Genomic DNA, 21,353 nt, shown 5'->3' with positions numbered 1-21,353 from the left:
TCAAAGGACACCCCTCTTCTTATATCAAATCAATAATTCCTTTCTATCATCTTCCAACCTTCTATATTCCATCAAAAGATTGCTTATGGCTACAAGTAATACTATACCATCCGTAATAGGAATACTTATCCATACCCCAAGCATGTGCATAAGTCTAGGAAGGAATATAACCGTAGGAATAAATACAACCACTTGACGAAGCATAACTAAAATACCTGCTTTACTTCCTTTACCCAATGCTTGGAAAAATGTAACACTTATAATAAAGATGCCTAATACAGGGAAAATACTATACATAAGTCTAAATGAACCTACTCCCTTTTCAACAATAGATATATCCTTAATGAACAAAGCTAGTACCTGCTTCGGAATAATTTGAATTGGCAGCCAAAAAAGTAGTGAGATAACTATTGAACCAACCATAAAGGTATTGGCAACTTTTTTCACACGGTCATATAATTTAGCCCCGTAGTTAGTACCAATAATAGGTTGCAGACCTTGACTCATTCCCCATAGGGGAATGAATGAAAACATTAATACCCTAAGGGATGCCCCCATCAAAATCACTTGTTCATTACCCCCATATTGACTGGTAACATTATATAATACGGTTTGCTGAACAAAGCTCATTATTTGCATAAGCATAGCAGATACTCCTATGGAAAGAATCTCTGGTATTAATTCTTTAGATATTCTTATCCCATGAAATCTCACTGTTTCGCTTATTTTAATAAAATAATACATGGTAATTATGGCTTGAATTATCTGGGATACAATTGTTGCAATAGCCGCCCCCTCTATGCCTAAACCAAATACTTTAATGAAAATAGGATCTAATATTATATTGAGTATTGCCCCAGCTGCCATTATACCCATAGCTCTTTTCATCAAGCCCTCTCCACGCATAATCATATTTGCACTTTGGGCAAAATTGACAAAGAATGAACCTAAAAATATTATCTTAAGGTATCTTACAGCTAACTCAAACATTTCACCTTCAGCACCGCTAATTAGCAGAAGTTTATCTGCAAAAATAGTGCCTATAAGTGTAACAATTACTGATAAAATAAGAACCATTACCAACAAATTACCCATAATTTTGTCTATGGTTTCATTATCTTTTTTTCCTATTGCCCTTGACAATATAGACGCAGATCCAATCCCAACTAGTGTGGCAATACCAGAATTAAATAAAGTAAAGGGATAGGCTACTGAGATAGCTCCCAATGCATTTGCACCAACTAACTGACCTACAAATATGGCATCCACAAAGGAGTAAAGACCTATTACTAGCATACCTATTATAGCCGGTAAAGAAAGCTTAATCATCAAATCCCAGGGACTTTTTTCTAACAATTCTTGTCTCATTTCGTTCATTTTAATACCCCCATCCGCAAATAGACGTAAGCGTCTATTTGCTATAAAAAAATTTTTTATTCTAAAATTTCACTATAAAGCCTGTAGAAAATATTATATAGATTTTCTCTATTTTTCTTTAAAATTTCTTTATCTGAAAATAGATTTTGAGTAAGTAAAAGGGCATTCCCCATTCTGCTTATATATATATTTTTATTCCTCAGCTTTTCTGATTCACAATTTGAAGTATTATCCTTGAATATATTATCAAATATATCCAATGTTTCTTTTTCCAATTCTAAAAATACCTTTTCAAAGTCTTTATCATAAATAATCTCATATGCAAACATCAAGTATAGCTCTCTTTCCGGTGCTTCATTTAATACCTTATCTAACATAATATTTGTTAAAGCCATACATACTTCTTCCCTAGATGCATTTTCCTTTAGCTTGATATTTTGCTCTATAAACCTATAGTTTCCGTATCTCATTATATCGATTAATATTTGCTTAGTACTCCTATAATAATGATAAAATCCCCCCTTGGATAGGCTCGTGGCATTGATTATATCCTCCATAGTGGTATTTCTATATCCCTTTTCTAAAAATACTTTTAATGCCGCTGATCGTATTTCCTCGTATCGTTCTTCTCTACTTTTTCTAATATATTCACCCATATTTTTCTCCTTAAAATAATATTATTATAAATATATCACATTTTAAGTAAGAAAGTTCTCATTAAGTCGAATAAATTCTACTATTGCTACTAATTTTTATCTATCATACCCCCTCACTCAAACTCAATAGACGTGATCGTCTATTGAGTTTGTTGAAAAACGAGATCGATTATCAATCTCGTTTTTCTTTGATTATATTGTAAACCATTCTTATTCATATGGCAACATATTTTTATATAGATTCCCTTTATTCCTTAAAAAATTTAATTAGTATGGGGTTTATTTCTTCAGAGAACTCATAGTGGGCAAGATGGGAGGCCTCTTCCAATTCATGGTATTGAATCTTTGGAATAATATTCCTAAGTCTATCCATCGACTCCCCTGAAATACTTTTATCATTTTTTCCCCAAGTGAGGAGCATAGGTATACCTTGATCCTTTACTTGCTTATAAAAATCCGTTGCGTCATTGACAGCATCACCTCTCATATTAGCAAGTATTGCTCTTTTTTTCCCCTTATAATGTATCTGTCTGGATAGCTTTTCCTTAAGCTCCTGATTCTTTTCAGAAGAATAAAGTACATTTGATGGATTAACTGCTGTCTTATCTCCCACAACACCCATGAAATATTCTCCTACTCCCTTGGTTCTCAATAAGTTTGCCATACCCTTTCCTTCAAAGCTATCGAAGAGGGGAGACAGTAAAGCAACTTTTTCAACTTTACCAGGATGGGTAGCTGTAAAATATATGCTTATACTTCCACCTTGGGAAGTACCGGCTATATATATGGGTTCGTCGATACCCAGTTTATCCAAAAGCTCAACTAGCTGTCTATCGTATAAATCCCTATTATACTTATCCATTTCGGGTCTATCGGAAAAACCATGACCAAATACATCATATCTTAAAACTCTGAAACCAGCATCCACTAAATAATCAAAATTATTATCCCATGAAAAATAAGGCGCTGCGTTTCCGTGTACAAGTACTATTGTTTTCCTTCCTTCATCTCCCTTTAACTCATAATGGGTAACCCCATCGGACAACTCCATAAACTCTCCACCTATATTAGCCCTTGTTTGATCATTCAATACTTCTTTTTCTAAATTTCCTGTTATAAACGGCATTAATATGACAATTAAAACAATTAAACCCAAAATATATACTAACATCTTCTTCATACTGGCCACCTCTCTAAATAATAGCATCCACATTGTAGTTTATAATACACTTTATATTCATTTCCATCCTTCTTCATATGATGAGTTTTTTTCATTTATTTTCCTGTAGATTCATGATATGACATAGGATTTTATTGCTTTATAGCTGAAGAAATTTATAAAAGAAGATATCCAAGCACTTGATAATGATTATTAATTTCATTATCGCTATTTGTATTATACACTATTTTTATCCATGTTTCAATATATTTTCCAAGCAACTGAATTCCATGATTACCTTCTGTAAAAACATACCCCAGGGATTATGCAATTTTCTCAGGTACTAAAATTTTTGGTATATGGTCAGGAATTATAGAAATAACTAGAAATTTATTTTAATTTTTTTCCGGCTATATAGGCTTTTTTCATTATTCTTTCTTCTTTATTCCTTAATAATTTAAATAATGTATCAGTGTATATTACTTTACCGATGAGCTTTCCCTTAAGATTGCCTATATATATCTTCATACACCTAACAGTTTGAGGTAATTCTCCCGATAAATGCGACCCAGGGAATGGAAGGGTCATTGCTACCACTATCATAAACTTTTTCCCATGTAAATATGGATAAGCTCCAAAATTTTTCATTGCATATATATAGGTCTTAAGCTTTTCCATAAGCTTCATTTTATAAAACCCAGCTGCATTATCAGGCTTATACATTGCACTACCGGTATGACGATCAAAAAAGTTTTTCATTATTCCAGATACATCACCCCAGTAGCAGGGACTTCCTAAAATAATAACATCGGATTCTTCTATTTTCTTAAAAATACTTTCAAAATCATCTTCATAAATACATTTACCTTTCTTAGCGCATGCCCAGCATCCAATACAATAATTGATATTATAATCGTATAAATTGATTATTTCCGTTTCATGACCATTCTCATTTGCACCTTCTAAAATCTTTTCACACATTCTGCTTACAAGTCCCTTTTTCCTTTTTGTTCCTACTACTGCCAATACCTTCATATACTTCTCTCCTTCCAAGAATTCTATTAATTTTATTTATGATTTCCCTCTTCTTAGCCCTTTTTAATATACGCCAAAATGATTGAAATACATTGCCTTTTTCATTGCCATAAAAGCTTCAAATATTTCCACCCTCTTTCAATAACGAATGATTATTCTTTATTGTTCTAAAAAAAATTATCTACTCATAGAACCTATGCATTCCACTTAGGTGATATTTTATAAAATCATTTATGGTATCATCTACCCATTTATCATTCTTATAATGCCTTACTATTTCAAGGAATCCTTCCACAAGATTTGTTGCAATTATATGCATAACAAAGGATACATCACTGTTTGCTTTTTCTTGCTCTAAACTAATGGTAAAATGGTTTTCAAGAAATCCGATTAATGTATACTTTAATTTTTCATATTTTGTTCCTTCACTTTTATCAAATATTAGTACTATCTTTTTACTATCACTTTTTATTAATGAGCCTATACCATTTGCAACAATTTTTATAAACTGTTCAATAAAATTAATGTCGGAAAAGTCCTCATTATCTTCATCTCCATTAAAATTATCTAATAGTCTTTTAATATCATAGCAAATTGGGTCAACTATAGAATAATATAGCTTCTCCTTGCCCTCAAAATAGTTGTAAATATTGCTTACACTTGTATCCGCCCTTTGAGCTATACTCTTCATAGATGCCCTTGTAAACCCTTTTTCTAAAAATACTTCTATAGCTGCATTTTGAATTTGCTTTTTTACTTCTTCCTTAAGAACTTGCATTAACGAATCTCCATTCTTTTTTACTGTATTATATAAAATTTCTCATTCTTTGTCAAGTGAGCAAATTGCATAATTACTTTCCATAAAAACCATCTACCAAAAGTAACTACTGAAAGAATCCAAAGGACGAGTAGGATGACTAGTTTATCTTTTGAATCTGCCTTAGGATTTTTGTTTGCATTTAGCACATATTCCAAAGAATTTCACCTTATGATCCTTTATTTCAAAATTATAATTTTTTTCTATTTCTTCTTCTAGTGGTTCCAATAAATCGACCTTTACTTCAGCTATACTCCCACATTTAGTACATATTAAATGATGATGCTGATGATGTTCAGTATTTACATTTAACTCATATCTGCAAACCCCATCATCAAAGTTTACTTTTGTGATTATTTCTAACCCCTCTAATAATTGTAAAGTCCTATATACCGTTGCAAGACCAATATCTGGACAATCCTTCTTCACATATTGATAAACCTGTTCAGTACACAAATGATCCCCTTGATTTTGTAGGATAGCTTCTAGGATAATTCTTCTTTGAGGAGTAAGTTTATATCCCTTTGATTTTAACACTTGTTTTATATTTTCGATTTTATTTATCATCCCATAACCCCCATTTTTCATACCTAAAGTTATTGAATCTCCATGATTGAGTTCTAAGTAAATCTTAATTCAGACATATAAAAACATCCCATATTTCTAGGAATTTTTGATGTGTATAAATTAAAGTTTTGCCTGGAATCTCCATACTTCCATTTATATATCATCCCCCCATATTTGATAATGCTTGTATTTATCAAGTCATGTATATATGATATCCATTAACTTCCATAAAGTGTTTTTTTTATTATATTACTATATTCCTTGCTAGTCAATAATAATAATCATTATCAATATATATATATCATTGTCAACTAGATAAACTAAGTATTTTTATATTTACAAAAGCAACAGATAAAAAATTTCCTTATTACATTACAGTAGATGGGTTTTTTATCTGTCACTGATGGGCTTTACATTAATACATTTTAATTATTATTTTGCATCAATATATCACTATTTAAAGCTATCAAAGGTTCTTTTCAATAGTATTATTGCTACTTCCTTTGTTACGGTTCCTCTAGGATCTAATTTATCACCTGATCCATTAAATATTTTATATCCATTTAACAATTTCACACTATCATAGGCCCAGCTTGAAAGAAAGCTCTTATCGGTATAGCTTTGACTAAAATCTATGTTTTTAGAGTATTTTACACCCGCTGCATCAAGGGATCTCACAAGCATGACACATAGCTGTTCCCTAGTAAGGTTATTATTTGGCGAAAAAGTTGTCTCGGTAGTTCCACCTACTATTTTTGCATGATAAGCCCTTATTATTTCAGTATTGTTGGTATCATTAAAGGGATTTGATGTATCATTTATGGTTTTCCCACCCATGGCATCATAAAACTTCATGATGATTTCACAAAATTCTTCCCTTGTGATAAATTCTTTAAAATTATTAGTCGACTTTGGAGTAGTTAGATTTTTACTAACCGCTTCATTTATTTCTGAAACCGCCCATGAACTAGCTGTACTTATATTTATAGGTGTATTATTTTTATGGGTACTATTTACGGATACTGGACTTTTAGCATTATCTTCGATAAATAGCTCATGAACAATCATATGGTTAGTAGCTCCACCATAATTGTCTCCAAAAACAAACATGATTTTCTGTGGATTGTTGATGGATTTCTTAACTGCTTCGGAAAACACCCCGGATTTTTCTTGGATTAAATTACTGCCTTGTCTACCATAATAATTTCCCTTAGCAATAGTTACCTTCCATGCACTATCGGTGAAGGTAAGGGTTTTATATATTTTTGTACCATTTTGCACAACCTTACTTCCTGCCCAGCTATGATGGGTGGTCACATACGCACCGCTTCCTATATTATCTACTGCAAGCCCCGTGTAACCACAATAATCTTTTCCATACACTGTAAATGCTCCATATACGGTCTTATTTTTCACATCAAAGGATTTTACTGTATCAATCCTATTTCCATCGCGATAACCATTCACTAATCTACCATTTGTATGGTTATCACCTGTCATTTTTAATCCCAGTGCATCTTGACTCAATTGCCCTTTGTACTCCCTATGTTGTACCATATCATACCCATTTACTACATAACCAGCTTTAGAATGAACTGGAGCTTCCTCTTTTTCCAATACATATGAGACTAGATACTCTTTATTTTCAAATTTATTTGTCCATTTTCCAGTTTTATAGCCCTTTGCCTTTATCTCAACATTCAATTCCCTATTTGCGGGAACCTTTAAATTTTGAAAACCTGAGGTTTCAGATTTAATGGTTACATCTCCAAATCTTACTTCAAGTCCATATATTGGATTATTTTGTTCATCGGTTACAGACCCAAAAATAGTAGCGTATTGCTCTTGGGATGGTTGGTCTTGCTTTACAACAGGTTTAAGAGGTTCAGTGGGCTTAACAGGCTCAACACCACCAACATATGAAAGCACAGCTTTATATTCACATGGGAAACTATTATACACATTAAATTTATAAACTTTTCCAGCTTCTACATTTACAACTGCTGTATCACTACTTCCGGGATTGACCTTAAAATCCCATAATCCCATATTTCCTGGATCTCTAAGACTTCCTGACAAATTAACATTGTCCTTCCAATCATTTGTAAGACTTTTAGTTCCATTCATAGATTTTTGTTTTTTAGTAAACATTTTGAGTGCATTGCTATCTGTATTATAAAGAACTACATTCATCTGTCCTGTTTTCGGTGCAGTAAAAGTATATCTGTCATCTCTATCAACATACCATTTACTCCCCCACATTGTTCTCATTCCAATATTACCATTTATAACTATGGAATCCCTTATATTCAGATTATATGGGTTGGTCTCAGTGGTATCTCCATTGTGTTCAATTTTGAAAAATTCCTGTGTGGCTTTTATGGCAAATTGCAAAAATATTCTGGTTGTTGAACTCTCATCAGAATAATTATTGCCCCCTATGGAAACAAAATACTTCCCTGGATATGCATAAAAAGCTCTTTTACAATTACCATTCCCCCCTTCTAAGATAGAACTCACCCTAGGGTTATAGTGCTTTTTCTCCCCGGACACTGAGGAAACAAAATATACGTTTATATTTGAAGAAACATTATGGCCTGCATTTGTGGGTGTCACATCTAATGTAACCATACCCTCTTTCTCAATATTAAGCTCAAAAATCGCAGTCCTATAGACCATATTATCCCTTGCACTTGCATTATATTGACCACCAGTAACACCAACTCCACTCCCCCCAATGGAAAGATTGGAGTACGAATATATTGTATGGGAATTATTAAATACATTATCCATGATATATCCCTTGTCAGCTTCAGGAGAAGGAATAATTGTAGCTCCCGCAGCATAGCCACTACCCATTGATATTGATATCAATATACATATGATACTTAATAACATGATATTTTTCATTACCTTAATCATCAAACATCCCCCTTATATATTTTTGACTATTATTCATTTGTTTATAGCTAGTAATAGTAAATTCTATATTTTTTTATCTTCATCCATTTTGGGGCTTGCTCTATTGTTAATGCAATAGTGAATCAAGTATCCTACACCGGAAAAAATTATTGCACCAAGTAAAACAATAGTCACGTAGAACATAACCTCCATAATACCTCCCCCTCTCAAATTATTTATATATTATTCTACTAAAAGTACAATAAAAAAAAATCATACTTTTAGCTAGAAAAGGTATGATTTTTAGGGGTGGTATCCTAGGGGTGGTATGAATTTTTGTTGATATTAAAGGGTTTCAAACCTTAAGCATAGGATGATCTTTGACTAGCTTATCTATACAGTTCTTCAGTTCACCCCTTGAGGATATATATAGTTTGCTGTAAATTCGACTAATATGGGTCTTAACTGTGTTTTCACTAATAAATAAGATTTTGCTTATCCTTTTATTATTACATCCATTTATTATGTGATAGCATACTTCTAGTTCCCTTGGAGTTAATATTTTCAACTCCTCTATTTGCTGTAATTCATTAAATGTGATTTTTTTATCCTTATTTGTATTTAAGGTTTCTGGGAAAAAGATTAGAATCATGATTGCTAAAAATAAGGGAATGAAAGTAACTATACCGTATATTGAAGAATTCCCAAAACCTACTTTTTCAATTATTTGAGATAAAAAAGCTCCTATTGCTGCTCCCGATAGCATAGCCGATATACCCCTAGGGAAAAGATAGTCCTTTTTTGACCTTTCTGCCATATCCCATGAAAAGCTCCATCCGAAAGCATTCACAAAGGCCCAACCGGATTGTAAAAATGTTTGTGTAATAAAATATGTAACAATCGATGAGGGCATTATAAAGAAAGTGAAGGATATTCCTAAAAGTCCGACTCCAAGCACAAAATTTATTTTTCTTCCGTACTTATCTAGGACAATCCCTGCTAAAATAATGGATACTAAATAAAAAAGCACATTATAATACCTATCTATATGTGCATAAAGCTTAAAATAAGGATATATTCCTGCATAGGAAAACCCACCCGCTATATAAACTACTATTAGAAATATATATACAAAATAGGGATGTATAGTATTTAAGGTTTCATCATTATTCCTAACTATATTATCTTTATATTTTTGACTCGTTTTCAAATAAAGAATAACAGATATACTGCTCATAAGGGCAGGAATTATAAGTGCTATTCCTTTGGTTAGCAAAGAAAAGTTCATATTTATAAAATACAGGATTGTAAAGGAAATAAATAGGGATAAGGATATTATTTTACCCCTTATGAAGTTTGGTATAGCAAGTTTTGCCGTATATGTCCATAAACAACCGATTCTCCCAATCATATAAGCATAAAGCATGGTAGTTATTATCTTAAGATAATAGGGTAATATGTGAAAGGATAAAATAAGGGGTAGAAGCAATCCTAAAAAAACACAAAAAAACTTTGGATGCCCTTCTAGTTTAAAGGGTTTTAAAAAGAATCCAAATACGTGAAATGCTACGGCAATAATGCTAAGAATAGGTGCAAACCCTCCCGCCGTTATGGTTAAAACGGGGCCAAAAAAAGTAAATACTATGGTAGCACCATATGTAAAACCTAAGGTAAGTATTATAAGAGGATATTTTTTAAAAATATTTATATATACTTTTATCAAGATGATTCCCCCTTATTTAAGCTGCTAAGGAGTTCTTTCTTATTTTTCACTCCCAATTTACTATAAATATTTCTTGCATGTCCTTTCAATGTATTCTCACTAATATTTGCTTTTTCAGCTATTTCTTTATTCTTTAGGCCCAATAGCATAAGCTTATATATCTCCATCTCTTTTTTTGTAAGCAATTGTACAATTTTTTCCTCTGGTATAACCCCTTTTACAGCTTCTCTGGTAATTTTAACATCAAGCATTTCATCAATTCCCTTTACCATTAACTTATTGACAAAGGGTAAAAATGCAAATGCTAAAATAGCACCTATAGCAGAAATAGTTATGGCTATATAGGCATGCTCCCTTGTATCCCCTAAGAACATCCCCAGAAGATTTCCCATAAAAACCGCCATTAGATTCGATGCCATGATAAAAATAAATATTTTAATTGGTCTGCCAAAGATATATCCCATCTCCCCTACCAATGTCCAAAGAAAAATATCTAAAATAGCATAACCTAGAACTATTAACCCATAAGCTATAATAGGATTCATTGTAAAAATGATCAATGACATATATCCACAGGCTATCATAACCATTGACAGCGTAACAATTATATCTATAGGGAATCTCTTTTTTGTCTTATAAATTATCAAACCAATAAAAATATATATGATGATATCTAGAATATGAATACTACCAAAGCTATCTTCTACTAAAGGACTTACCAATGTCTGAACTACTCCACCACCTACATTTAATAGAAACATCAAAAAACACATCATTACAAGCAAATCAATGGGTAATTCAATATTGAAATTATGCCTATTTTTTTTAGAAGTAGTTATCAACCTTGAGGAAGTATAATAAGTGCCTGAAAGGCATATAAACAATGAAAGGACGACAATATTGTTCAAATTTTGATATTTTAAAACTTTATTTACATGAAAAATTATATAACCTAGGCAAATTACATATGCCATGTACTTATACATGCTTTTGATATTCAATAGCTTTACAAAATAGCAACCCCATCCCGTTATAAAGAGGACACTAGCAATACCCATCATACCTGCAAGGATAAAAGCAGGAGTAGGATTATCGTGATTTCTTATAAATATTGATAAAATTGTACCTAAAAAGCAAAGGATAATACTATATTTCATAAAACCTGAGCTGTATTCTTCTTTTATATTATAAAATCCCAAATAGAAGAAAATGATTGATGGCGTCAAAATATAGGCTATTGCTAAATATCCCGAGTTTATCTTACTACTGTTAAATATTATATCAAGTGCAGGTCCATTATATAAAAATGATAAAAGCCACCCTAAAAATAGTCCGTAGGATAATATTAAATACCGATAACTTTTTCTCATTGTTTAATCTCCTTGCTATAGGGATTTTAGTATAGACTTCAACTTATGACTTTCTATAAATAATCTCAACTGAGTATTATTTATATATAATAAACCATACTATTATTTAAAACAATAATAAATTCAAAAAATAAATACAATTATTTATTTTTTGAATTTATTTTCAGTTCAACATTATAATTTTATGAGCATAAAAGCCAGTCTTTTGCTTGCTTTTGGGCATCCCATAGGGTTTTAAACAAACCCTTCTTTGCCATAAGCTCGTTGTGGTTACCTCTTTCAACAATTCTCCCTTCATTGAATACTAGGATTTGATCAGCACTTTTTATTGTTTGTAAATGATGGGCTATTACAATCAAGGTTCTTCCCTTCGCAAGATTAGATATGGCTATTTGTATTTTTCTTTCATTTATTGGGTCTACATTACTTGTGGCCTCATCCAGTATCACAATTGGAGCATCCTTTAAGAAAGCCCTAGCTATTGATATTCTTTGTTTCTGTCCTCCCGATAGTCCTGCTCCATTTTCCCCAACAACGGTATCATACCCATCTGGAAGGGTCATGATAAAATCATGTATCATAGCCTTTTTAGCGGCTTCAATCACTTCATTCCTTGTGGCATCCTTATTTCCTACCTTTATATTTTCATATATGGTATCTGCAAATAATATTACATTTTGCATTACAATACTTATATTTTCTAATAGATAATTATAATCTATATCTTCTATGTTAATACCTCCAATTTTTATATGTCCACTTTTTAAATCATAAAATCTCAAAAGTAGGTTTGTTATTGTTGTTTTTCCTGAACCCGACGGACCAACCAGTGCGACCAGAGAGTTTTCCCCTATGTCAATATCAATATTTTTCAGTTCAAATTCATTCTCTTCATATGCAAATGATGCATTCTTAAAAAGAATATCAAAGTGTTTTGGGATTTGTGGATTTTCAGGATTTTTAATAGTGTCTGCCTTTAAAATAGTCATAATCCTATTATAGCTGTCCTTTGCCACAATATAATTGATCCAATATCCCTCTAAATTTGAAAATGGTTTATAGAACTCCTTAGAAAATATGATAAATATTAAATATTGAAATAAATCTATATCATTTTTAAATAGCATAACCCCTCCAACTACCACAAGTACTGCAAAAGAAAGCTCCATAAATACAAAATATTTTCCTATATAGTTTGCAATTGATTTTGCTATTTTTTTACTGCTTTCCCCAAAGTCAACGGCACTTGTTTTAAGATTACTTTCAAAGGTGGTACTTTCATTAAATGCCTTTAAGAGTGGAATACCCTTTGAATACTCTACAAATAAACTAACCATATTTGCTAAATCATCCTGTGAATATTTTTGCAGCTTACTATTTTTCTTTATACCATATATAAGCACTGCTACTGCAATCGGCAGAAGAGAAATCATTGCTAATCCAAGTCTTATATTAATGACACAAAGGCCTATTCCAATGATTATAGATATGATGAAATCACTAATCATTCTAGTCCATAAATGGGCTACTATCATCTCTACATTATCTACATCCTTGTGAATAATTGTACTAATTTCCCCAAGTCTTTCTTTGGTGTAAAAACCTAAAGAAAATCTTTTTAATCTTAAAGTCATTTTTTCTCTTATTCTTCCTGTTATCTCAAACCCCACAAAATGTTTAGCTAGATCAGCAACAGTATTGAAAATTCCTTTAAGTATAAGGATGACAATCAGGCTGATCCAATAGGATGTCAGGCTAGAAAATAATCCATTGCCCCTTATAATTTTATTTAACATATCCAATATCACTACCATCATAAATACACTCAACAAGGAATTGAAAACAAAGCAAATAACCGATGCGGCATGATACATTTTTTCTTTTGTCGTCATTCCTTTTAATATATCCATACTAAACCGCCTCCTTTATTTCCCAGTTATCAACTCGTCTTTGTTCCTCAATCATTTGCTTATATAAACAACAACTATCCACTAATTCTTCATGTATGCCTTTTTCAATTACTCTACCTTCTTGCATCACAACAATTTGATTCGCATTTACAATCGTATTTAAATGATGTGCAATCATAATAATCGTCTTATTTTCTGCCAAATTATCTATGGCCCTTTGAATTAAAAATTCATTATAGGGATCTATGGCTGAGGTTGCTTCATCGAGTATGATTACAGGTGCATCTTTTAAAATCATGCGTGCAATAGAGATACGCTGTTTTTCTCCCCCAGATAATTTTGCTCCACTTTCTCCAACAACTGTATCGTATCCATTCTTTAATGTCATGATCATATCATGGAGCTGAGCTTTCTTAGCAGCTTCAATTACCTCTTCCCTAGATGCATTTTTCTTTCCAATCCTTATATTTTCTTCAATACTTAAATTGAACAAAAACACATCCTGCTGAACTATTGAAACCAATTTTCGAAGCTCACCTTCATCCATATTTTCAATATTTTTACCACCAACCCTTACTTCCCCTTTATCAACCCCATAGAATCCCATAATAAGATTGGCAATTGTACTTTTACCCGATCCCGAGGCTCCTACTATGGCATTTACTGAATTTTTTTTGAACATGAGATTTATATCCTGTAAAGCATTTTTTTCTTTATTATAGCTAAATGTTACATCCTTAAATTCAATTTGAGTTGAGTCAGCTACTTCACTTATATTATCTTTCCCTACTTCCTTTACTCCAAGGATCGTATTTATGCTGTTGATGGTTTTCCCAAAAACTATGTTCTTGTGTTGAAATGTTGATAATTTTGCAAAGGAACTAACAAATACGCCCCCCAATATTATTGATAAAATAAATTGTTCTGTGGTAATTAGATTATTGCTAAGAAGTATGGACCCTACAATGGACAATACCACAATTCCCCCTTCTATAAACAATCCTATTATACCCATGGGAATTGATATGCCCGCAGTCATCTTCTTTACCCATTTGATATAGCTATGCATCGTATCAAGAATTTTTTCTGTTCTATTTTCATCCTTACTAAATGCCTTTATGACCGGTATGGTTGCTATGTATTCCAGTAAATCCTCTGACATCCTCTTTGTACTTTGATTATATATCTGAAATTGCTCGCCCCAAAATCTATGAAAAAGTCCCATCAATAACCACATGATCGGAATGGTGGAAACCAAAGCAAATGCAAGCCTCCAATCCACGAAAAGCAAGCTTATAAATATGGTTGTAGGTATTAAAGTCGCCACTATTATTTCTGGATAAGCATGGGCTAAGTAAACCTCCACTTGTTCTACATCGTGATTTATTATATTTGCAAGATCTCCTGTTTTCCTTTCTTGAAAAAAGGATATAGGCATTTTCTTTAAATGATTAATTATATCCAATCTTATTTCCACTAGGGATGAATAGGCTACATCATGGGCTTTGTGTATGGAAAGGGCATATAAAAGGGCTTTCAATACCTGACAAAGGGCTATCCCAAAACCATATTTAAGAATGCTTGCTGTTGTAAGCTGCTGCACTGAATACAATCTCACTATCCCAATAACTATAAACATGGAAATCACACCTAGTACTACACTTAATGCCATCAAAACACTAGAAAATTTATTTTTCCCTTTATATTTCTTTTTTAAATCCATAGCATTATTTTTCATTTTTTCCTCCTTCTGATCATGATTTTTAGTTTTTATATAATTGAGGAAATTGCATAACTCTTACTTGGCAGAATTGCATAATATATATGGTATAGTTCTTAAGGTTTTTTAACTATATATAGTAGATAGTTTTTGCAGAAGGTAATTATGCAATTTGCTCAATTATCCAATTTCTGTTTTATTGGTATTTATAGGTATTTCTTTTGTTAAGCTACTGATTTTGTCATTTATCTTAAAAGAAAATACCACGGTAAGTAATGTTGTAAAAAAATCTGCTATTGCTTGGGAAAAAAGAACTCCATCTAATCCTACTATTCGTGGCAAGATAAGAACAGTTGGTATCAAGAATATCCCCTGTCTTCCCAAACTCAATATTCCCCCTTCCCTGGCTTTCCCTAATGCTAAAAATAATGTCATATAAATCACTTGGAAGCCAAAGAATGGAAACATTATACTATAAGCCCTTAAAGCTCTAGACCCTATTTTAAGAACTAAGGGATCATCACTAAATATTGATACTATGGGACTCGCAAATATGATTTGAATCACCGCCAGGCCAAAACAAAAAACAGATGTCCATCTAAGGGAAATATTTATTAATTCTTTTAAACGACTATATTTCTTTGCACCATAGCTATATCCTGCAATGGGTTGAAACCCCTTTGAAAATCCGAATACAACATAGCTTCCTATAGCAAATATTCTATTTACGATCCCCATGGCAGCCACTGCGGCATCACCATAGGGAACGGCAGCCGAGTTTATCAGTCCCATGGAAGCACTGGATAATATCTGAAAAACAAGATTTGGCATTCCTATTTTTAATATTTCTAGCATTATTTCTTTAGACAAAGTAAAATACTTAGTGGATATCTTGATGCTGCTTTTATCACTTGAAAAAAAAGCTAACAATAAAATCATACTTACCACTTGTGATATTACTGTAGCTATGGCAGCTCCCTTTATTCCCAACCCAAAGCTATATATAAATATTGGATCTAGAATTATATTGAGAATTGCTCCCACCATCAAGGCTTTCATACTAATTTTAGCTGCACCTTCAGCTCTTACTATATTGTTCATAGTTATATTTACAACACTGAATATTGACCCTGCAATGAAAATATACCCATAGTCCTTTGCAAAGGGCAATATGGTATCCGTAGCTCCAAAGGAACGTAATAATGGCTGCAAGAAAATTAAGGAGGGAACTATCACGATTATTCCTAAAATTATACTCCAAAAAAAAGCTGTTGAAGCAGTTCTATTCCCTAGTTCTATATCTTTTTCTCCTAAAAGCCTAGAAATATAAGAAGCAGCACCACTTCCCAATGTCAAGCCAAGTCCCACAATAACCATTGATATGGGAAAAGCTATAGCCGCCGCTCCCATTGCACTCGTTCCAAGTCCTCCAACAAATATGGCATCCACAAAATTATATATAGCGGTTATAAGCAAACCTATGATTGCAGGTATTCCAAATTTCAATAATACCCTAGAAATTTTTTCTTCGCTCATAATCCTAATTTTTTCATCCATTTATCTCTCTCCTTTTCCTTCACTATAATTGGGTTCACAAAACAATACAAAGTCCATTTATATTGTGATTATGATTTTCATTATCATTTCAAATGATTTATTTAACTCTACTTGACGTAGAGTTATTGTCTTCTATAAATTAATTTGCATCCATGCTTAATTACTTTTTTATGACGTATACCCAGTATACGTTAGGACCTAATAAATAGCGGAATCCTATATGTGTCTTTCCGCCATTTTATTAGCTTTGTCTAAAAATATATCTAAAATATCTAACTCATGTTCAGTTAAACCTGCTAAATATAAAAACATATCTTTATCATATTCACTATGATACTTTTCATGGGCATAATAGGCCTTCATACCTTTGTCCGTTAGTTTAACCAATGTTCTGGTGTTATTAGTTTTATCTATTATTTTTTCAACCAGTCCCTTCCTTTCAAGTTTTTTTATGGTCTTAGATATGGCACCCTTTGTAACGCCAAATTTCCTTGCAACTTCGGAAATATGAATATCATCGTTGTCTCCTATTACATTTATTATATGGATTTCACTCCTATATATTTCTACATCGGTTTCAAAGTTCTTTGGCTGATTACTATTTTTAGATATCTTTTCAGTAAAAGTCATGTACTTTTCAATTACATTTTTCTTTTTATTTTCTTTCATAAAAACATAGTATACCAGGTATACGTATTTGTCAAGTAGTTTTCGCTTAGGAATTTATAAAATCTATTTCACAAAATAAGACTGCTTTAAACCATCAAAAAATTTATGGTTTAAAGCAGCCTTTTCATATATTGGGTAGCCCATTGCATACCCTAGTTATTTCATACTTTATGTATTCCCAAATATTTTGTTCCCATTGTCTGATATATACTCAATTTCTTTATCCCAATAAAGTCTGCTTGAAAGGGCAATATGGGGCAACTCTATATACGTATATTTGGTATTATCCCTTAATAAATCTTTATATAGTGGATCACCTACAATCATGTTATAGTTATCTTCATCCACCAGCATTCCCAGTGAGTCTTCTTCCTTCAAATGTACATCATCTAATTCCATTAGCTCTTCATCCATTTTAAAAAATGATGCTACAATTACTTTTTCAAATCCCATATCCTGTTTCAACATTTTTCTTAAGGAATTGCCCATAATCTGCTCTCCTATAATTAATGCCTTCCTATCAGTGTTTATATCATGAACATTAATCCCATAATCTATTTTTTTATTATTACCTTCTATCAAGTTCTTGGCTTCACTAAAAAAACTTAATGATGCTTTTTTACCAATTGGAATTCCTGTAATAAAGGGAATATCAAACTTATTCTTTAGATATCTAGCTGCTTTCAAGCCTGAAGCCGAAACAACAATATTCAATTCAGCATTTGCACATAGGGAAATTTCTTCAACATTTGTTCCCATACACCAACAGGATAGTATGTTAAAACCTTGTTCTTGGACTCTTTTAATAATATCATCCATATTTTTATTTCTCCCTAAATCTAGGGGGCATGCACCAATTATATTTACAGAGTTCTTTATTTTCTTTTGGGGAGGTTTTACAAAATAATCAGCTATCTTCAGAAACGCCTCAGAAGCTCCAATATCATAATAATCCATCCCATTTGTATCAAATGCAAAGGAAGGCATTTGGGTTTTCTCCTCCAAAATTTTTGCTATTGCATCATAATCCGTTCCAATAACCATTGGAGAAGGGCTACCTAAAACTGCGATAAATTTTCTTTCAATTTGCTTTGAAGCCTCTTTTATTTTTCTAATTAATTTATCATCGTCACCTAGTACAGCATCAACTTCCCTAAGCTCAGAACTGAATACAGCACTTGTATTCCCATACCAACGCGGTTCATCATATCCTGTAAAATTTCCTGTGCATCCTCCAGCATCATGTATTACCAAAATACCTCCCATTTCAAACAAAACAGAGCATACCCCAGAATAATCCGGGGCAAAGGGTGGCAAAGTTTTATATAATCCTTTCATTACACTCCTCCTTATATAACAAGCCCATGGGCATACATCTGCTCTTTATGACTTTTTTTGTCTTTAAGTGCTTTTTCCATCTCTTCAAAAAGATGATATATACCTTTGTACCCAAAGGGTTGACTATCCAATAATAAGGGTACGGTTTTGCAACCAGAACAAAAATAGCCAGCATCAAATCCTATAGCCATATCCGCCTCTAATTTCTCATTTGAAAAATCCGCCATGGTTGGATGAGAGTTTGTAAAAATTTTAATATGGGGTGCATTAAGCTTTAACCATTTTAAATAGTCCTTTTCATAATTCATAATTTGGTCTGCAAAAACATAGGTAACATGAAAACCGTATTTAGTTAATGCACAAGCTAGTTCAAAGGGGCTTGCATTAATTGATGACCCCACGGCAACAGAAAGAGAACCTAGCCTCTCACTATAATAATCAATAGCTTGTAGGGTTTCTTCTAAATACTTTTGAGTATTCAATTTCAATCCTAGGGTTTCTTCTAGCTTCCCGTATGTTTTTTTTATATTATCAACATCATATTCAACGGGAGCAAAAATATATGGGATCCCCAATCTTTTTTCCATATCCTCTGCGGCCAGCCTTCCACCATATTTAACTAATATATTGTATTTAGCTTTACTCATTTTTTGGAATTCTTCAAATGTATCACAAGAAGCAATATGTCTTATTTCGCTTATTCCTGCTTCATACATCACCTCATAAAATTCGCTTTCTTCATCTATAGCAGCAAAATTACCTATGATATTAATTGAATTATCCTTTTCCTCCACTTTATCAATATAATTATATATAGTTTTCTGAACAGTCAGTGGTGGAGGTGTTTTCCCATCCATTGCAATAGGATCCATATGGCATTCACGAACAGTTATCCCATATTTTTTTTCTAATTCCTTTACTAAGCTTCCATAATCTGATCCTAATAAATCATCTATACATGTGGCACAAATTGTCAATGCTTTCGGTTTTAATTTACTATGTTTGATTATTTCTGATACTGCATCGTCGATTCTATCCATATGATATCCCGTTACTATATGGGATTCCTTCATATGTAGAAAAAATAATCGATCTTTGAATCCCAATTGTATACCTGCAATTGCTCCATGCCTACCACAAGCCGCCGGGGAAACAAATAACAATATGGATTCCGGTACAAGAAGGGCTACTCTTATTATCCCCCACCCTCCTGAACTAGGAGGGCAGTAATGAAGACAATTAGAAGTAACTATTTTATTTTTCCGATTTGAATCCTTACTATATATATTATCTATTGGAACATAATAGGGTTTATAACTCATGGCTCATCGCCTCTCTATTTGAAATGATATGAATGTTATTTGACCTTTAATATTTTATTTACAACATCATCGGAAATATCATAATTATGAAGCTCTTTATAAAAGGCTTTAATCTCATCACTCATTTCATAATCACTAAATATATCGGGATGATGGATTTTAGCAAGCCATTTCAGCATTAATGGCGTTTCTACATTCGGTGGATCCCATCTGTAACCACCAATTGGCACCTTATAAACTCTTCCATTCTTCACTGCGTCTATATTAGCCCAGTCTTGACCTTTAACCTTGTTTTCAAGTAAATCCTCTGGTTGAAGACTACAAAAATTACCAATATATATTATTTGAGGATTCCAGGCCATTACTTGCTCCATGCTTACAATTTCACCCCAACCCGAGATACTATCGGCTACATTAATAGCTCCAGTTGTTTCTATCCAATAATTATTAAATGTATCTTTTCCAGCTGTACCAAGCTTTTCGTTAGCAAGATAAAAAACTTTTGGCTTTTTATTTTCTTCAATTCCATTTAATTTTGATACAATGGATTCAGTGGTCTTTTTATGATAGTCTATTATTTCCTTAGCTCTATCTTCCTTCTCAAACAATTCACCAAGCATATTTATCCAAGTCTCTAAATCATCTTGAGTCCCATACTTTACGCCTATAACCTTCAAACCAGCATTCTCCATTTTTTTTATCTCTTTTTCCTGATGGGTCCACTGAAAAACAACATCTGGATTTAGTTTTAAAAGTTCTTCCGTGTTAACTGTAAAACCACCTTCTACAAATTCAGTTGATGCCGCTTTAAGTTCTGGGGCCAACACATTCAAAGTGCTATCCTCAACTGCACTCATAGATTTTGGATGCATACCTACGATTTTGTCCCCGCTTCCATCAACGGCATAGATAATTGATGGAAGTGGTATAGGTAAAGTAACAATCCTTTTTATTTCCTTTGGTACTTCTACTTCCCTTCCCATCTGGTCAACAATTATCCTTGTTTCTTCTTTTTTCACCGTTTCTTCTTTTTTTACTGTTTCTTGTTTATTACTGCATCCCCCCAAGGAAATAATGCATAAAATACAAAGAAACAAAGTAAATATTTTTGTCATTTTTCCATTCTTCATTTGAATCTCCCCTTTCATTTTGAAATCGATAATCGTTATCAATGGCTATGCTGATATATGCCACTATAATTGTTACAAATACGTATTTTACTTCTTCCCCCT

17 protein-coding genes are annotated in these 21,353 nt (G+C 32.5%); all 17 read right to left on the bottom strand.

Features of this window, described 5'->3' with window-relative positions; all coding sequences use genetic code 11:
• Nucleotides 1-24: 24 nt before the first annotated feature.
• Complete coding sequence (locus tag N4A68_19385) at nucleotides 25-1,377, bottom strand: MATE family efflux transporter (GenBank protein ID MCT4566465.1); 1,353 nt, start codon at nucleotides 1,375-1,377, stop codon at nucleotides 25-27.
• A 56-nt stretch (nucleotides 1,378-1,433) separates the two neighbouring features.
• A complete protein-coding gene (locus N4A68_19380; protein ID MCT4566464.1) occupies nucleotides 1,434-2,033 on the bottom strand; it encodes a TetR/AcrR family transcriptional regulator in 600 nt (199 codons plus the stop codon).
• Between the two features lie 247 nt (nucleotides 2,034-2,280).
• Nucleotides 2,281-3,213, bottom strand: coding sequence for an alpha/beta hydrolase (locus N4A68_19375; protein ID MCT4566463.1), 933 nt, complete (start codon nucleotides 3,211-3,213; stop codon nucleotides 2,281-2,283).
• A gap of 369 nt (nucleotides 3,214-3,582) precedes the next feature.
• Nucleotides 3,583-4,227, bottom strand: coding sequence for a flavodoxin family protein (locus tag N4A68_19370; GenBank protein ID MCT4566462.1), 645 nt, complete (start codon nucleotides 4,225-4,227; stop codon nucleotides 3,583-3,585).
• Between the two features lie 181 nt (nucleotides 4,228-4,408).
• Nucleotides 4,409-5,005, bottom strand: a complete 597-nt coding sequence (locus N4A68_19365) for a TetR/AcrR family transcriptional regulator (GenBank protein ID MCT4566461.1) — start codon at nucleotides 5,003-5,005, stop codon at nucleotides 4,409-4,411.
• A 162-nt stretch (nucleotides 5,006-5,167) separates the two neighbouring features.
• Entirely contained in the window at nucleotides 5,168-5,611 is a 444-nt protein-coding gene (locus N4A68_19360) for a transcriptional repressor (protein ID MCT4566460.1), read from the bottom strand.
• A 453-nt stretch (nucleotides 5,612-6,064) separates the two neighbouring features.
• A complete protein-coding gene (locus N4A68_19355) occupies nucleotides 6,065-8,533 on the bottom strand; it encodes an S-layer homology domain-containing protein (protein MCT4566459.1) in 2,469 nt (822 codons plus the stop codon).
• A gap of 63 nt (nucleotides 8,534-8,596) precedes the next feature.
• Nucleotides 8,597-8,725 carry a hypothetical protein gene (locus tag N4A68_19350; protein ID MCT4566458.1) on the bottom strand — a complete coding sequence of 43 codons (129 nt, stop codon included), beginning with the start codon at nucleotides 8,723-8,725 and terminating at the stop codon, nucleotides 8,597-8,599.
• A 142-nt stretch (nucleotides 8,726-8,867) separates the two neighbouring features.
• Nucleotides 8,868-10,235, bottom strand: a complete 1,368-nt coding sequence (locus N4A68_19345; GenBank protein ID MCT4566457.1) for a LuxR C-terminal-related transcriptional regulator — start codon at nucleotides 10,233-10,235, stop codon at nucleotides 8,868-8,870.
• Complete coding sequence (locus N4A68_19340; GenBank protein MCT4566456.1) at nucleotides 10,232-11,605, bottom strand: LuxR C-terminal-related transcriptional regulator; 1,374 nt, start codon at nucleotides 11,603-11,605, stop codon at nucleotides 10,232-10,234. The genes N4A68_19345 and N4A68_19340 overlap by 4 nt, the downstream gene beginning before the upstream one ends.
• 182 nt (nucleotides 11,606-11,787) lie before the next feature.
• Entirely contained in the window at nucleotides 11,788-13,515 is a 1,728-nt protein-coding gene (locus tag N4A68_19335) for an ABC transporter ATP-binding protein/permease (protein MCT4566455.1), read from the bottom strand.
• 1 nt (nucleotide 13,516) lies between these two features.
• Complete coding sequence (locus tag N4A68_19330) at nucleotides 13,517-15,253, bottom strand: ABC transporter ATP-binding protein/permease (GenBank protein MCT4566454.1); 1,737 nt, start codon at nucleotides 15,251-15,253, stop codon at nucleotides 13,517-13,519.
• A gap of 162 nt (nucleotides 15,254-15,415) precedes the next feature.
• Entirely contained in the window at nucleotides 15,416-16,792 is a 1,377-nt protein-coding gene (locus N4A68_19325; protein ID MCT4566453.1) for an MATE family efflux transporter, read from the bottom strand.
• Nucleotides 16,793-17,008: 216 nt separating this feature from the next.
• Nucleotides 17,009-17,461 (bottom strand): winged helix DNA-binding protein, encoded by a 453-nt coding sequence (locus N4A68_19320; GenBank protein MCT4566452.1) that lies wholly within the window; start codon nucleotides 17,459-17,461, stop codon nucleotides 17,009-17,011.
• Nucleotides 17,462-17,629: 168 nt separating this feature from the next.
• Complete coding sequence (locus N4A68_19315; protein MCT4566451.1) at nucleotides 17,630-18,799, bottom strand: nitrogenase component 1; 1,170 nt, start codon at nucleotides 18,797-18,799, stop codon at nucleotides 17,630-17,632.
• A gap of 11 nt (nucleotides 18,800-18,810) precedes the next feature.
• Complete coding sequence (locus N4A68_19310; GenBank protein MCT4566450.1) at nucleotides 18,811-20,121, bottom strand: nitrogenase component 1; 1,311 nt, start codon at nucleotides 20,119-20,121, stop codon at nucleotides 18,811-18,813.
• 35 nt (nucleotides 20,122-20,156) lie between these two features.
• Complete coding sequence (locus N4A68_19305) at nucleotides 20,157-21,251, bottom strand: ABC transporter substrate-binding protein (GenBank protein MCT4566449.1); 1,095 nt, start codon at nucleotides 21,249-21,251, stop codon at nucleotides 20,157-20,159.
• Between the last annotated feature and the right edge of the window lie 102 nt (nucleotides 21,252-21,353).

The sequence above is a fragment of the Maledivibacter sp. genome, from assembly GCA_025210375.1.
In the GTDB taxonomy this organism is placed as follows: Bacteria; Bacillota; Clostridia; order Peptostreptococcales; family Caminicellaceae; genus JAOASB01.
The sequence above is the reverse complement of the archived record's forward strand: the minus strand, read 5'-3'. Positions and strand labels throughout refer to the sequence as shown.